Here is a 15,494-nt window from a genome sequence, read left to right on the forward strand (position 1 = left end):
GTTGGTTTGTATTTACTCCACGGATTTATTTTGAACTTCGCTGAGGTGCTACAAGCGAACGTTGAGAACAAGCACATTGCACGACCTGACATCATCACATGTTACTGCTGCTGTTGTTTAATAAATGCTTTCATTAAACGGGAGCGAATCGTGGATAAGGCAAAAGGATGGGTATCAAATCGCTCTGATACCCATACTAGGAGTGCTTAAGTTTGGCTAACTTGGTCAAAGGTTGGCATGATGCTTTGTGTGGCCTGTTTTTGCTGCTGATGTTTCGACATTTTAAAGAAAGTAACAGCAAACATAGCGGCGACGATATCAACCATATAGCTTGAGTAAAAGAGCGCATTCCCGTCACTTAGTGCAAGTTTCATCAACGTTGATAACACCATTAATGCACACAAACTCGCGAGTAAATAAAGGCCAACCGTCGTTGCCTTTTGCACAGGTTTTAAGATGCTATACATCACAAAAGCAAAAAACGCGGCGTAGTAACTGTATAGACTGGCGTAGTTTGCGTTAACAACAAATGTAGCTAGCCATTTAGCTGCAACTAACGTGAAGGCAACGGCAATCATCGACCCTAAACAGACACCAATAGTGAGTTTTGCCATAAACAACGTACTGCGTTTGTTGGGATCTTTTTTGAAGCGCTTATCTATCCATAATAAATTGCCTGAATAGAACAAGAATGCCCCAAGTAAGCCCATTATAAAGTAACCCCAGCGCCCCCATTCTCCACCATAGGTGCCAAAGTGGAGTGAGAAAATACTGGCCACCATGTTACCCCACACTGCACCTTCGCCTTGTGGGTAGCTTGAGTTAACGACCTCTAAGGTGTACGGGTTCATAAATAAATAGTCAGTATCTGGGCCGCGCACAACCGCATTATTGTTACTCATCATAAACACCGCAGAGGGCGAAGCGGAATTTAAATTACTGTAGCGAATGTGGATAGGCTCATAGCCAGGCGCATAGCTTTTAGCTGCAAGCACTTGCTCGTCGATACTAGGTAAGTTTTTAGTGTGAAAACTTTGCGCAGCGGGAGTAGGGCGCTGAAACAGCGGTTTATCATCATAAAATTGCGCTAAGCCACCATAAATAAAGTCATGAAATGCAAACACCACCACAGTGAAGGCTATAACTAAATGAAACGGTAAACTGGCAATCCCCACCAGGTTATGGCTGTCGAGCCAAAACCGGCTTGGCCCTTTTTCTTTACGCAATGCAAAAAAGGTTTTGACTAGTGTTGGTAGTAAAATAATGACCCCAGAGACCAAAGCTAAAAAATACAACACACTGGCAATACCTAGAATATAAACCCCTGATTGGTCATGGCCAATTTCACCAATAAAGCCTGCTGTGCGATGTAAGTAATCAATTAAATCGCCAAGTTCGTTTTCAGTTTGCGTGCTAACGTTTAATGTGCCATCAGCATTGAGGTGGGCATAGTTGAGCTGTTTATCAAGCTCCATGCCACGGGCACTGCCTCTGATATACCAAGAAAGAGGCGCGTCTTGGGTATGTAAGTCTAGGTTAAAGCCTTTAGCAAGTTGTTCACCACGCACACTTATTACCGTATCTACCAGTTTTTGATAGTCATAATCAGAACTGGTTACTTTAGGCGCGGTAACCGGTGCAGCCCACCGTTGTATTTCGTGTTTAAACATGGTCAGGCTGCCAGCATAAAAACCAATAAACAGCACTAAGCCAGCAATAATGCCCGTCCATTTATGTACACCTTGATAGGTGCGTAAAATATCCGATCTTACTTTCATAGTGCGTTCCTTAGCATGAAAAATACGCCATAAAGCAGCACAGTTAAGCTGCCAAGGACAAGCCAAGCTTGCTTTGCAGAGTTGAACAAATAGCTAAAACTAAAAATGGTTAGCCAAATAGGGGTGATCATCCACATGTTAAATTGCACTTTATCTCGAGCTTCAATGCCTCCAGGGCCATACCAAGCAAAAAAAGCAATGAATATAAATGACAGTGCCAACCCTAAAAAGGCACCGGCTAGCGTTTTACCTAACCACGTTGGTTGGCGCTTTGATGAGTTTTTCATGAATTACCCTTTGTTTGCAGCAGGCTAATAAAAGGGATCAGCATTAGCATAAGCATCACGCTAAAGATTATGTAGAACACAGCTGCTGTGGCTGATAGCAGCACAAAGGCAAGTGTTAGTGCACACGCTATTAATGCAAACGATAGTAATCGCCAATGTTTTTTTATCGGTTTTTTTAAAAATCGCTGTTGTTTTCTGGTGCAGTAAAAAGTGCTGACAGCGAAAACATTGAGTAAAGTAACGGTGAAAATGAGCATAAAATGAGAGTTAGAATTTATTTTACATCGTATTGTAAATGATAACTAAACTCAATTGCAATATCATTAAGCCTGTGTTAATTTCCTCGCGCTTTTTATCAAGCTCGATTTGTTTAATTCTAATAATCTCTTACGGGGAAAGGACATTGGCTACTGCATTAAAACTCAACACAATAACCAAGGTTATTTTTGCATCGTTACTTGTTGCTCAAGGCTCGGCTTGGGCTGACGACGAGCAAAGCAGTCGAGAATCAATGGACACTATTGTTGTTACCGGTGAAAAAACGGAAAAGTCTCTTAAAGAAACCATGTCGTCGGTGGCGGTTGTTGATAAGGCGCGACTAGAAAACGGCCAGCTTGCGTCTATATCCGAAGCGCTCTCAGAAATGGCAAACGTGGTGGTGTTAACGGGTTCGGTGCCTGATATGCGAGGGGTGTCTGGTAATGGTGGGGCAACCGGTTTTAACTCATTTAGCGGAGGTTCAAAAGCCCGTGTTTCAACGTTAATTGATGGTGTAAGCCAACCCTTTGTTGCTGACTTAACAGGTGATACCGGCCTTTGGGATGTAGAGCAAATTGAGGTTTACCGGGGGCCGCAATCAACTAGCAATGGTCGTAATAGCATCGCAGGTGCGGTGTACATGACAACGAAAGCGCCAACTCAGGATTTTGAAGGGGCAGTGCGCGTAGGTTATCGCAATCAAGATAGCTACCTTGATACTGCCGCAGTGGTATCGGGAGCATTAGTTGAGGATGTATTAGCATTTCGCTTATCAACTCAGTATGTCGATGGCGAAACTTTTTCAAACCCGTCGGTATACGAAACAAACCCAACTGATCGTGAATTAAACAAGTTAAATACCAGCAGTACGCGCGCTAAATTACTTTACACGCCAAGCAAAGACCTAGCCGTGCAGCTGACTTACTCAACTTACAGTGAAGAGGGGAACTCCGGTCGTAAATACTTTGTTGCGGACGAACCATTTGATTATAAGCCCCTATATCAACGTATTGTGGATACAGACTCTGATACTACGCAAGTAAATGTCGATTACAGTATTAATGATGATTTTTCGTTAGACGTATTAGTTGCTTACATGGATTATCAATGGAGCTTTGACGCATACGAGCCTATTGAAAGCGCCGAATCTGACGTATCAATGGATGAGAGCAATATCACCGTCGATACCAAGCTCAACTTTGGGCTAAACAACCACTTTTACTCGGGGTTTATCGGCCTTGCTTACTTTGATCGCGACCAAGAATTTGAAAGTGTGGGGGCAACTAACTACTACGGTGACGATAGCAGTAAATCGACCGCAGTCTATGGCGAAACAAGCTTTAACTTAAGCCAAGAATTAACACTAACAGCGGGCCTTCGTATTGAGCGTGAAGAACAATTACGTAATTTCAATATGGCGTTTCGTGGCGATCAGCTCGTTGAGCAACTTGATAATTCACACACAGTGCGTTTACCAAAGTTAGCGATTCAATATGATGTTAGCGACGAAACGACCTTATTTGCCAGTGCTCGCCGTGGCTATAACGCAGGGGGCGGTGCGCTCGATTTTACCGCTGAAGATTACTACTACTACGACGAAGAAACGGTTAATACCTATGAAATAGGTTCGCGCAGCGTAATAGATAATGGCGACATCAATATTAGCGCTAATGTGTTTTACAACAATTTTAACGGGTATCAAGCATTAAGTTCAGCGCGCAGAATCACGAATGTAGAAGATGCTCATAGCTACGGTTTAGAGGTCGATGCTTACAGTATGCTTGCAGAGCAGTGGCAGCTCCATGGTGGTTTTGGTTTATTAAAAACTAACATTGATGAATCATCAGCCTTTCCAGATGCCGTTGGCAGTGATTTAAACTCTGCACCCGAACTAACGGCGAGTTTAGGTCTTTCACACTGGTTTACCGATAGCCTAAAAGTAAATTTAAGCGCCAACTATGTGGGTGAGTATTATGGTGACTTAACAAACACAGAAGAGCGCATTGCAGGTGATTACACTATTACTCGTTTATCGATGACCTACGACACCGAGCATTGGTTGATCAGTGCCTTCATCAATAACGCCCTAGATGAAGAGGCATATACTTCACAAGAGCCGGCAAGTGGCCGTTACCCACAAGGTTATGCGGCCGTTGTGAACCCGCAAACAGTCGGTGCATCAGTTACTTACCGATTCTAATCTAACAAGATAGCTAGTCGCTGATGAACCAGCGACTAGCTTAATTTAAACCGTTTCAGTAAATTAATCCCGCAATTAAGTAATAGCGCTTTTTCATACACGACATTATTTCTTTGACTTCTGCTGGTGTCATTACGACTGGTAATTTGGGTTGTCTATTGCTTTTCGCAAATTTAAGTCCAACGACAATTCTTCTTTTACTATGTGTTTTTACAAAAACGCTAATGCATTTAATGCGGCCCCATGTGCTCTCTGGGCGACATATTTCATTTTAAAATTAAGGGGTCTGAAAACTCAAACACTTCGTTATCGCCCATAGTAGTGAGATGTCTTCTATTATGAAAATGTATGAAATTAGATATCCAACTAAGGTAAGCGTTAACCGTTCTCAATGAATACTGTCGAGTCAACATGTTGTCTGCGATGTAATTTAAATAAGGCGAGCGAGCTTTCATTCCTTGAAAATACCCGGGTGCTGTATATTTAAACAGTAATTACCCAATCGCTCACATAGTCAGGAAAACGACCCAATCGCGTCCTTTTGTCGCAAGATAAAAACGAGCAATCGCTGTTTTTGATAATGCTGGCAATGAGTTAACTACTCTGTTAAAAATATATCATTAAGAAAAGTGAGCGGTAGCGTAGTAGAAAAACGCGCGATTCGCTCGCTATAAACGTGTTATATTTGCAAATCAGAATCGAGGGTAAGTTTTGAATCAAAGGGAATTGAATGATGCATTAATTCAAGCTGCTGACTGCGACCTCGAATCAGCTAAAGAGTTGCTTGAAGCTGGAGCAAACCCAAATGGAATGCCTCTGATTATGGCAATCCAATGCGGGGCAGAAGGCATTGTTTCCCTTTTCATAAAAGCTGGTGTTGATTTGAATTCTAGTTATTCGGATACAACGCCTCTAATCAGAGCCGTCACTGCTGGCTACCCAAATATAGTAAAGTTGCTTGTTGTTAATGGAGCCAAACCTAGTTTAAAAGATAACAGTGGAAAAACAGCGAAACAAAGGCTAGCTGAATGCTCCATGCCCCGTTTAAATGAACAAAACAAAAAGTTAATTGCTGAGTACCTCGATGGTGCAAAGCAAATATAACAATGCCATGATGGTAATTGGACGCAAAACGCTTGGCTTGCGCTCCTTCGTCGCTAGTTTTAGCCAAGCATTTGCGCGGCCCATATGGCGGCGTTAGGTATACCAATGAGTCTGCTGCCAATGGCTGATGCCGTTTCTGATGAAAAGTATAAAAAAGAAGCAAAGAGTATTATTGCTGAGAGACAGTTGGTTGGGGCAGCCAACAATACCAAATGGAATGAGCTTATTTCTGAGGTTCGTGAATTTTCAGAAAAGCCATGTTATCGAACAAAGGTGGTTAACGGTTACATTTCTGATTGGGATAGCGAATGGTACTATCACTTGCCATTTCCACTGCTGAGTGTTGAGTGGATTGATATTGATTTGTCTGAAAAGGTTCTAAACCTTATTCAACACATCGGCTTTGAATTTGAAGCGACAGATTCATTTGTAAGAGTTTGGGGTTACTTTCCAAAGTGTTACAAAGAATTTGGTGGAAAGTATACCTAACAATCATATGAATGAATGCACGTCTAAAGCTTGGCTGATGCTCGTTCCTCGCTAATTTTAGCCAAGCATTTTCCGCCTCTTAGGCGGGCGTTATGTGCCAAGGATGAATCTATGAAATACGCTGTTTTTTTACTGTCCTTTATATCAATTGGATTGATGGCCAACCCTAGTCCGGCGGATGCTTTTAGCATGGAAACTACTACTTGTTTTGGCACATGCCCTGCTTATAGAGTTGACGTTTTCTCTGATGGAGTAATTGTCTATAGAGGGGATGCCCATACTAAACTAGTGGGTACATATCGGCTTCCCAGCAACCCCGATCTATTCCAAAGAATTCTGCGCCTTCTCGATGAGAACAGCTTTCAAAAATTCCGCGATGATTATGGGTGGGTCGGAGAGGGAGAAGAAAGTCCTTGTAGCGAAGAATGGACAGATCACCCTAGCACAGTTTTATCTTTACAGTTTGCGAGCAATATAAAAACAGTGCATCACTACCATGGCTGTAAAGGTTTCGATCGGGAAGAAGAGCTAGAAGCTTTAGAGAAAACTCTTTTTGAACTCATAGACCTCCGTGACTATGTTGGCACATAACAAACAACTGTAGCCGTTCTCTGGCGCTCACTGGGACAATAACACGCAGGCCCAGTTGCTTCGCTCCCAGTTTAGCCTGCGTGTTATTGCCCCTAAGTTGGGCGTTACATTGCAATAATATATTAAATATGAAGTGTAAATGCCCAAATTGCAATAAGACTATTTTCAATCGAAGATTATCGCATTGTGAATTTTGTAGTTTTGAGTTACCACAAGATCTATTGCTGAGTGATGCCGAAAAAATTAAGCTGGATAAAGAGTATAAGAAAGCTCAATTAAATACATCTAGGCGAAGGTTAAGTAAAGATGTTGGCTATTCGGGGGTGACTGAAGCGAACGAAGTTAGCTTTCTGCTCGGAGTGCCAAGTCTTCGCACTAGAGCACCCAGACAATGTATTAAATGTAGTTTACCTGTTTCAGAGGACTTTGAAGATTGCCCATATTGTTTTGGCAAGAACGAAAGTGAAGTAAACAAAGCAAGGGTAGCTTACCAACAAGAAATGAAATTGGTTCAGGGGCTCGGTAAATACTTTATTATAGCTTTTTTACTAGTCGCTTTGATTATGATTGGTGTATTTGCCGTATAACAAATTAGTTAAACTGTGGGCGTAAAACAACAGGCGTGCGCTCCTTGGTCGCTTATTTTGCCTGCTATTTTTTGCTTTTTATCAAGCATTATGAAAATAAGGATGGAACCCATTGAAAAGAGTATACCTGACGATATTGATTCTCTCTGTAGTAATGGTCTTGGGAGCTTGGAATATAAGTAAATCAAGAACTTTTCAGGTTTTTGGAGAGGTAGTCGCAAAGGCCGAAACGAATGAAAAGGTTATCGCCTTAACATTTGATGATGGTCCTTGGGGGGCGAAATATACCACTCAAGTGTTGAATATCCTCGAAGAGCATGACGTGAAGGGTACGTTCTTCCTCAATGGGTCGGGAATTCAACAAAACAAGCAATCGGCTATAGATCTGGTTAACGCAGGTCATCAGATAGGCAATCATTCGTACAACCATAAAAATATGACGTTAATGGGGCTTGACGAGGTGAGGGATGAAGTCGACTCCACTACAGCCTTAATTCGCCAGATTGGATTCGAGGGTGAAATATACTTTAGGCCTCCGTATGGTAAAAAGCTTTTTGCTTTGCCCTATTATTTGAATTCGGAAGGAATAAAAACAATCACATGGAACGTTGAGCCTGAAACCTATCCTAAAGTTGCAGGAAGTTCTGCGTCTATCGCAGAGTATGTTGTTAACTCTTCTACTCCAGGTTCAATTATTCTTTTACACGTTTTGGGGTCTAAAAACAAAGAGTCGCGAGACGCTATAGGGCCAATAATTAAGGGGCTGAGAGCAAAGGGCTACAAATTTGTTACGGTCTCACAGTTGCTAGGGAAAAATGCATAGCAAACGCAAGCAGCCGACTCGCTGCGCTCCCGGCTGTTGCGGGCGTTAGCCACAGGACTTACCCAACTATTTAAGGAAGGATGAAATCAGAAGCGATATAAATAGTGAGGAGAAAAATCAAGGGAAGGTATTCAAATCTTTCCCATGATTTTCGCTCTACCAGCATTAAGCCTATGTTATTCCTCAATTAACGACCAATCATTGGGGAGCCTTTTGGGTGCAAATGGCTTTTCCCTTGGTAGGTGCATTAACGTTTGGAATTGGTTTCTTTGCTCTTCGCTTCAAATCATGGTCTAGGCGATTAACAAAGTCCACTAACAGGCTGTCATTCTCTTATCATCGCTTAACCGTGAGTATGACTCTTATTATTTAACGTTAGGCTTAAAAACTTTAATCTCAAAAATTAAGTTATCATCCTCTTCGGGCAAATAAGATATTTTAACTCTATTCCCCTCTTTTATTACTTTTGAATCATGCGCTCTGTTGGCGAAGAACATGCCGCTAGTGCCAAAATCATTATAATCAAAACTAACCTTTCCAACTTTAAAGCTCTCACTTCGACTGCTAGAGCTACTAATATCTAACTCTTTTATTATACCTTCAACATAAACCAACTCTCCAGATTCAATTCTTCCAGTTCTTTCCATTCTTTTATAATAAGCATGAATGTTAGCAGCCAAATAAAACAAAGCTAACGAAAACAGTAATCTAAAATCCATTAAATTAGAAAGCTTTAGCTTATCCTCGTATAACCTTCTAAGAAAGAAAAAAGAGAAGATTAAAGATAAGGTAATCGCGATCTTGATATAGAAGTCCCAGCCTATAGTTGGAATTTTAGATTGATAATAAATCTCAAACATTATTGCTCTCTATCTAATCTTGGTTGTACATGCATATGAACCATGCCTGCTCCGTTTCCCATACCTAAATCAAGCCAGAAAAACGTGAGCGCCTGCACACTAAGAACTATGCGGCTTGTTTTTACTCGATTACTAAATTTTTATAAGGACATTACAAAAAGCATTGTTGCTATGTGAGATAGGGATGACGTACATATATGTTATTCATATGGCTGTTTACTCACCTAGCCTTTAAGGTTAGGTGGTGAAAAAGTCCACTAGCGGAGCACTTACCGAACTATAGCGTTTATATAACTCAGTGAAACCACAATCCAGGCAGCTAATGGTTACATATTTACCGGTTTCATAATCTAGAATACTTTCTAAGCGGTCAGCAGCATAGAGTTGACCAGCTTCATATCCTTTGCACTTACACTTGGGGCATTGGTAATCACCACCTTGTTTTTCAGCGATAATTTTTTTAATTAAATTGAAGCTTCCCGGGAATCTGTCCTTATCGATAGAGATCTAGACTTCAAATAATATTTCATCATTTTTAATTAGCGGAGCTGCCAGCAGAGACATTGCTTAGCTTGTTGAGCTTTGCAATTTCCTGCCGGCAGCTACTTTGTTCTCCTACAGGTCTTTCAATTTAACGTAGATTTCCATTTCTACGTAGCCATCAACTCTTGCATCATTCAGATAACGCTCCAACATTGGAAAGTTGTCGGGTTCGACCCCGCTATTTGGCAGCCAGTCAGAATAAATACCTAGCTGGGCCTGAATCGTTTCCTCTGGACTGCCCTTAAAATAGGCGACGGCATACTTACCTTTTGGAATTTCAGATGGCGAAAATGGCGGCTTTATACTCACGTTTTCGCCAACCACTATAGAGGCGCTGTAGCGGCACCTATCCTCGGGAGTGACTGTTGGGTTATCAAACGCGAAGGCAAAGCGCTGTTGTTCGTCCGCTTTTATGCCATTATTCGTTGCCCATTCAATTATTTTATCCCATGCGTTATATATAGACTCAGGCTCATAGCCTCGTTGTGAGGCTAAAGTACATACGCGCTGGGTATCAAGGTCTTTGATCTCAACATTCATATTTATATCCTTCGATTTAGTTTTAATCATCACTTCATTTGTGATGTGCGCAGGATATAAATCGCGAGGATGGAAATCTTTTCCATATTTGCTAAAGATTTTTCCAATCTTGCTATTTTTAACTTTCTCTGGGTTTCGTATTTGTGATGGCGTGAAGCCAAAGTGAAGCTTAACGGCTTTTGCGAAGTTGGCACTTGATGAAAAACCACAGGCTAAGGCTATTTCGGTGACTGTTAACTGGTCTTTAAAGATTAATAAATTCGCAGCTCGCTCAAGTCTTCGCCGAGCGATGTAATCGTTGACGGTTTCACCGATAACCCCGGTAAAAATACGATGAAAGTGATAAGGCGAGAAATGGCTAACCTTTGCCACATCAGCAAGGGAAATTTTTTCCGTTAAATGAGTTTCAATGTATTGGATTACTCTCTCAATGCGCTTTTTATATTCTCTGTCCATAGAAACCTGATTTAAAATATGGCTACTGTGATATTTCCTGCCACAGTATTAAAGGTGAAGCGGGGCAGTGAGCTTACCACCTGCTAGTGGCTTAGCACAGCAGGCAGCAAGGCGGGTATAAAGCGCGGTTAGGCTTTTTTCACAAACTTAGCGGTGACCATCATTTCACCTACGCCATCGACCTTACAGTCGAGCTCATGGTCTTTACTGTCTTGAATGCGGCGGATCACGGCTTTGGTGCCGATTTTCATGACCATTGAGCTGCCTTTTACTTTCAAGTCTTTGGCAAGGGTCACCTTGTCGCCTTCATTTAATACCGTACCGTTGGCGTCTTTGGCTGTGATCGCTTCTTCTTCTTCGATTTGATTGGGGTCCCATTCATAGGCGCATTCAGGGCAAATCAATTGGTTTTGGTCTTGATACACGTATTGTGAATCACATTTTGGGCAAGGAGGAAGAGACATACTATTTAACTACTGAGATTGACAATAGCGCCAATGATAAAGGCTGGGACGGGATTTTGCGAGTGCCTTCACACACAAAAAAGCCCCAAACAAGTTGGGGCTTAGTATATTACCTTAGCTTTAGTCTAAGTAAGTGACTTCACCTAGGTTCAAGCTTTCGATTTGCTCTTTGATTTTAGCAACATCGCCAACAATCACCCATGTAAGCTGCTTGGGCTTAATAAGTGACTGTGCCTGCTTAGCGATAGCCTGCGTGTCTGGCTGTTGCACTAGCTGCGGGTATTTTTCTAAATAGCTTACGTCGCGGCCATTGTCGTAGGCATCAGCCAGGGCATTAAGCAGAGAACGTTTCTTCTCATAGCGACCTGGCAGTTTCGCTATTTTATTGGCAACCACTTTGTCCAGCTCTTCTTGAGTAGCTGGTTGCTCGCCAATATAGCCGTTAAGCTCTTTCAGAATTTCCTGCATTGACTCTTTGGTCTTATCGGTTTGCACTGGGGCAAACACAAAGAACGTACTTTGTGCGTCGGTATCCATTAAAATAGTCCGAGCACCGTAAGACCACCCCTTGTCTTCACGTAAATTCATATTCATACGTGAGGTGAAACTGCCGCCGATGATGGTGTTCATCATATCCAAGGTCACTTCTTGCTGGGCGTCAGTGTCGTTGGCATCTGGTCCCAGCAACCCAGAAATAATCAATGACTGCGGCGAGTCTGGTTTATCAAGTACAAAGACCCGCGCTTGCTCGGCATTATCCACCGTCGGAATATCTAAACTAGGCGCCGCTTGTTGTGGTGCCTGCCAGCTTGCTAAGGCTTGTTCAAGGCTTTGCTTCAATTGCGCTTGGTCAATATCGCCGACAACCACTAAGCGCGCAAGATCAGGGCGCATCCATTTCTCGGTGTAGGCGAGCAAATCATCACGGCTAATTGCCGCTACTGATTCTTCGTTACCGGTACCGGTCAGCGGTTTACCGTAAGGGTGGCTGGCGCCGTATAGCAGGGGCGGTAATACGCGTAGGGCATTGCTCATAGGCCGTGCCTTTTCTTGCTTGATTTGCTGCAAAATTAGTGTGCGCACGCGCTCAATGTCGCTGTCATTAAAGCTGGGGTTTTGCAGTACTTCAGAAAACAGCGCTAAGCTTTGTTGCCAGTTAATAGCCATGGCCGACATCGACAGCGAGGTCTTATCAAGGCTTGCACTGGTGTCGATCGATGCGCCAAGTTTTTCGAGCTCTTCAGCAAGGGCCAAGGCCGATAACTCACCGGCGCCCTCATCAAGCATATTGGCGGTGAAATTGGCCACGCCTGGCTTGTTATTATCGTCACTGGCGGTACCGGCAGATATATCTAAGCGCATATTAATCACCGGTGTGTCGCTGCGCTGAGATAACACCACTTCAAGGCCATTACTTAGGGTAAACGTATTCACCTCGGGCAAGTCAAGACTCGGGACGTCACCTGCACCCGGTACTCCAGTGGAACGATCAACGCCTTGTTCGTTGGCGCTAAGCTCGGCAAATGGGTGCACGGTCAACACAAAGTCGCCACTGCTTAGCCAGCGCTCGGCGGCGCCTTGTACATCGCTGGTTGTGGTGTTGCTGGTAATTTCAAACGCGCGTTTATAGTAGCCTGGGTCGTTGTGATACACGGCACCGGAGGCAAGTACATCAGATTTACCGCCAAAGCCGCCCACGCCTTCTACTTGTTTTACCCACTCAGCGGCGTTAGAGAACTTAATACGGTTAAGTTCATCAGTGGTTGGGCCCTTAGCAATGATGTTAGCAATTTCTTCATCGATGATGGCTTCGATTTTTTCAATATTTGACTTATCAAGGGCATCAACACCAATGATCAGCTGACCCGCTAAGGTGCGCAGGTAGTTAAAGCTAAATACGTTAGATGCTAATTGCTCATCGTACACCAAGCGTTGATACAAACGCGAATTCTTACCACCGGCTAACACGTCACTTAGCAGGTTTAAATACTCGCCATCGGTGGTGCCTTTTTCTGCGGTGTTCCACACCTTCACTATACGCGAAGCAGGTACGCGGTCTTTGATCACCATGCGCGATTGCTCATCACGCTTGGCTATCCACTTTTCCAGTTTGGCTACCGGTTTACCCGGTTTAATATCGCCAAAGTATTTGTTGGCCTTTTTCTTCGCAGTCTCAACATCAATATCACCGGCTAGCACTAACACAGCGTTATTGGGGCCGTAGTAGTCTTTAAACCACTGATGCACATCGTCTAACGATGCCGCATTCAAGTCTTCCATCGAGCCGATGACTGACCATGAATAAGGGTGGCCCTGTGGGAAAGTGTATTTCCACACGTTATTCCACATGGTGCCATAAGGCTGAGCTTCACCTTGGCGTTTTTCATTTTGTACTACGCCGCGTTGCTCATCGAGCTTGTCTTGAGTGATGGCGCCTAGCAAGTGGCCCATACGGTCAGACTCCATCCACAATGCCATATCAAGGGCAGGGGTCGGCACGTTTTGGAAATAATTGGTTCTATCTGAGTTAGTGGTACCATTTTGCTCGGTGGCACCCGCGCGCTCGAATGGTCCGAAATACTCGTCGTCGTAGTTTTCCGTGCCATTAAACATTAAGTGCTCGAATAAGTGCGCAAAGCCGGTTTTACCCACCTGTTCGTTTTTAGCGCCTACGTCATACCACACGTTCACCGCCACAATTGGCGCTTTACGGTCGGTGTGCACGACCACGGTGAGGCCATTGTCCAGGGTGAACGTTTGATAATCGATATTAACGAATGGCAGCGCTGGCGCTGCAGTTTGTTCCGCCTGTTGGGTTGCGGAGGTATTCGTTTGCGACGCAGTGCTTGCGCAGCCGCTGAGGGATAACATCACGGCGACACTAATCGCGCTTAAAGACATCTTATTCATGGTAGTCCTTGTTATTCTATTTATGAGTCCAGTAGTAACTTAGCATGATTTTGTAACCAGCGGCATCATCGACGCGAGCACTGGAGAGTTACAAATGTAAGAAAATATGTTTAGTTATTTAAAGTATAAAAAAAACCCCTCAAATGAGGGGTTTTGGGTAACACAGTGCCAACTAGCACTGGGAATGAGGATGGTACATTAACGGGGTGTCCCGTTAGTCAAAGCGCATCTCGGGAACATCGCCTTCAACGATGAGTTTCCCTGCGGTTTTGCTGATTATTTCATCAACACTAACACCGGGTGCACGCTCTAGCAAATGGAACGCGCCGTCTTTGACTTCTAGCACTGCGAGGTCAGTCACTATCTTTTTAACGCAATTCACGCCGGTTAGCGGCAGTGTACATTGCTCTAGCAACTTCGAATCACCGTGCTTACTTGCATGGGTCATGGTGACGATAATGTTTTTCGCCCCCGCCACGAGATCCATGGCGCCGCCCATGCCTTTGATTAATTTCTTGGGGATCATCCACGAGGCGATGTTGCCTTGCTGATCCACTTCAAATGCACCGAGTACCGTCAAGTCTACATGACCACCACGGATCATGGCAAAGCTATCGGCGCTATTAAATATGGCTGCACCTGTGGCTGCTGTAACGGTTTCTTTACCCGCATTGATCATATCAGCATCGAGCTCATCTTCGCTGGGGTAGGGACCCATACCCAATAACCCGTTTTCTGATTGCAACATTACCTCAATGCCGTGCGGTACATAGTTGGCCACCAGCGTGGGAATACCAATACCTAGGTTAACGTAATATCCGTCTTCGAGCTCTTGCGCCACACGTTGGGCGATTTGTTCGCGGTTTAATGACATGCTCAGTACTCCTTAGGCAGTGCGTGTGGTAACACGTTCAATACGTTTTTCAAAATCGCCTTTGATAACGCGATTAACGTAAATCCCTGGGGTATGGATTTGGCTGGGCTCCAACTCGCCCGGCTCGACAATCTCTTCCACCTCAGCAACGGTAATTTTACCCGCCGTTGCGGCCATGGGGTTGAAGTTCATGGCCGTATGGCGAAATACCAAGTTGCCGTAGCGGTCGGCTTTCCACGCCTTAACAATGGCAAACTCACCGGTGACTGATTCTTCGAGAATATAGGGGCGACCATTAAATTCTTTCACTTCTTTGCCTTCGGCGACTGGTGTGCCGTAGCCAGTGGCGGTGTAAAAGGCTGGAATACCGGCACCGCCGGCGCGCATCTTCTCAGCCAAGGTGCCTTGTGGGGTGAGCTCAACTTCTAATTCGCCATCCAGCATTTGTCTTTCGAATAGGGCGTTTTCACCGACGTAAGACGCCATGATTTTTTTAATTTGTTTATCTTCGAGTAGCACACCAAGGCCGAAGTCATCCACGCCACAGTTATTAGAAACCACGGTGAGGTCTTTCACCCCTAGGCGTTTAATTTCACTAATGAGGCCTTCTGGGATCCCGCACAGGCCAAAGCCGCCTGCGATCACGGTGTCACCGTCTTTAATTCCCGCCATTGCATCGGCGTAACTGGTGACTACTTTGTCAAAACCGGACATGTCTACGCACTCCTTC

The 15,494-nt window shown here is 44.0% G+C and carries 16 protein-coding genes; 6 read left to right on the forward strand and 10 right to left on the reverse strand.

Translation table 11 applies throughout. The annotated features are described in order from the left end of the window. Positions 1-206 precede the first annotated feature (206 nt). Together PRUTH_RS05130 and PRUTH_RS05135 are read right to left on the reverse strand one after the other, a co-directional pair. Positions 207-1,778: a PepSY-associated TM helix domain-containing protein gene (locus PRUTH_RS05130; protein ID WP_151172740.1), complete on the reverse strand. Its 1,572-nt coding sequence runs from the start codon at positions 1,776-1,778 to the stop codon at positions 207-209. Next, entirely contained in the window at positions 1,775-2,065 is a 291-nt protein-coding gene (locus tag PRUTH_RS05135) for a hypothetical protein (RefSeq protein ID WP_130147858.1), read from the reverse strand. The genes PRUTH_RS05130 and PRUTH_RS05135 overlap by 4 nt, the downstream gene beginning before the upstream one ends. A 403-nt stretch (positions 2,066-2,468) precedes the next feature. On the opposite strand from PRUTH_RS05135, the gene PRUTH_RS05140 reads away from it, so the two are divergent. After that, positions 2,469-4,523: a TonB-dependent receptor gene (locus PRUTH_RS05140; RefSeq protein ID WP_151172742.1), complete on the forward strand. Its 2,055-nt coding sequence runs from the start codon at positions 2,469-2,471 to the stop codon at positions 4,521-4,523. Between the two features lie 266 nt (positions 4,524-4,789). Here PRUTH_RS05140 and PRUTH_RS19285 read toward each other — a convergent pair whose 3' ends face one another. Then, complete coding sequence (locus PRUTH_RS19285; RefSeq protein WP_306669448.1) at positions 4,790-4,978, reverse strand: phage integrase N-terminal SAM-like domain-containing protein; 189 nt, start codon at positions 4,976-4,978, stop codon at positions 4,790-4,792. 271 nt (positions 4,979-5,249) lie between these two features. Between PRUTH_RS19285 and PRUTH_RS05150 the strand changes: the two genes are divergently transcribed. From PRUTH_RS05150 to PRUTH_RS05170, 5 genes are all read left to right on the forward strand, one after another. Then, positions 5,250-5,627 carry an ankyrin repeat domain-containing protein gene (locus tag PRUTH_RS05150; RefSeq protein ID WP_170268887.1) on the forward strand — a complete coding sequence of 126 codons (378 nt, stop codon included), beginning with the start codon at positions 5,250-5,252 and terminating at the stop codon, positions 5,625-5,627. 84 nt (positions 5,628-5,711) lie between these two features. Continuing rightward, entirely contained in the window at positions 5,712-6,116 is a 405-nt protein-coding gene (locus tag PRUTH_RS05155; protein WP_238319638.1) for a DUF6678 family protein, read from the forward strand. A gap of 111 nt (positions 6,117-6,227) precedes the next feature. Continuing rightward, a complete protein-coding gene (locus PRUTH_RS05160; protein ID WP_045978822.1) occupies positions 6,228-6,707 on the forward strand; it encodes a DUF6438 domain-containing protein in 480 nt (159 codons plus the stop codon). 221 nt (positions 6,708-6,928) lie between these two features. Next, positions 6,929-7,294, forward strand: coding sequence for a hypothetical protein (locus PRUTH_RS05165; protein ID WP_151172744.1), 366 nt, complete (start codon positions 6,929-6,931; stop codon positions 7,292-7,294). Between the two features lie 112 nt (positions 7,295-7,406). After that, positions 7,407-8,117, forward strand: a complete 711-nt coding sequence (locus tag PRUTH_RS05170) for a polysaccharide deacetylase family protein (protein ID WP_170268889.1) — start codon at positions 7,407-7,409, stop codon at positions 8,115-8,117. 365 nt (positions 8,118-8,482) lie between these two features. Here PRUTH_RS05170 and PRUTH_RS05175 read toward each other — a convergent pair whose 3' ends face one another. The 7 genes from PRUTH_RS05175 to PRUTH_RS05205 all read right to left on the reverse strand — a co-directional run bounded on the left by PRUTH_RS05175 (position 8,483) and on the right by PRUTH_RS05205 (position 15,478). After that, entirely contained in the window at positions 8,483-8,977 is a 495-nt protein-coding gene (locus tag PRUTH_RS05175) for a hypothetical protein (protein WP_151172746.1), read from the reverse strand. 237 nt (positions 8,978-9,214) lie between these two features. Beyond that, a complete protein-coding gene (locus PRUTH_RS19385) occupies positions 9,215-9,484 on the reverse strand; it encodes a zinc ribbon domain-containing protein (RefSeq protein ID WP_218939697.1) in 270 nt (89 codons plus the stop codon). 108 nt (positions 9,485-9,592) lie between these two features. Further along, entirely contained in the window at positions 9,593-10,516 is a 924-nt protein-coding gene (locus PRUTH_RS05185; protein ID WP_151172747.1) for an AraC family transcriptional regulator, read from the reverse strand. Positions 10,517-10,644: 128 nt separating this feature from the next. Further along, positions 10,645-10,980: a zinc ribbon domain-containing protein YjdM gene (locus PRUTH_RS05190; RefSeq protein WP_151172749.1), complete on the reverse strand. Its 336-nt coding sequence runs from the start codon at positions 10,978-10,980 to the stop codon at positions 10,645-10,647. 120 nt (positions 10,981-11,100) lie between these two features. Next, positions 11,101-13,890 (reverse strand): M16 family metallopeptidase, encoded by a 2,790-nt coding sequence (locus PRUTH_RS05195; protein ID WP_151172750.1) that lies wholly within the window; start codon positions 13,888-13,890, stop codon positions 11,101-11,103. Positions 13,891-14,104: 214 nt separating this feature from the next. Further along, on the reverse strand, positions 14,105-14,764 hold the full coding sequence (locus tag PRUTH_RS05200; RefSeq protein ID WP_045978812.1) for a CoA transferase subunit B: 660 nt from the start codon (positions 14,762-14,764) through the stop codon (positions 14,105-14,107). 12 nt (positions 14,765-14,776) lie between these two features. Continuing rightward, positions 14,777-15,478 (reverse strand): CoA transferase subunit A, encoded by a 702-nt coding sequence (locus PRUTH_RS05205; protein WP_045978811.1) that lies wholly within the window; start codon positions 15,476-15,478, stop codon positions 14,777-14,779. Between the last annotated feature and the right edge of the window lie 16 nt (positions 15,479-15,494).

Source organism: Pseudoalteromonas ruthenica, from assembly GCF_008808095.1.
GTDB lineage: Bacteria > Pseudomonadota > Gammaproteobacteria > Enterobacterales > Alteromonadaceae > Pseudoalteromonas > Pseudoalteromonas ruthenica.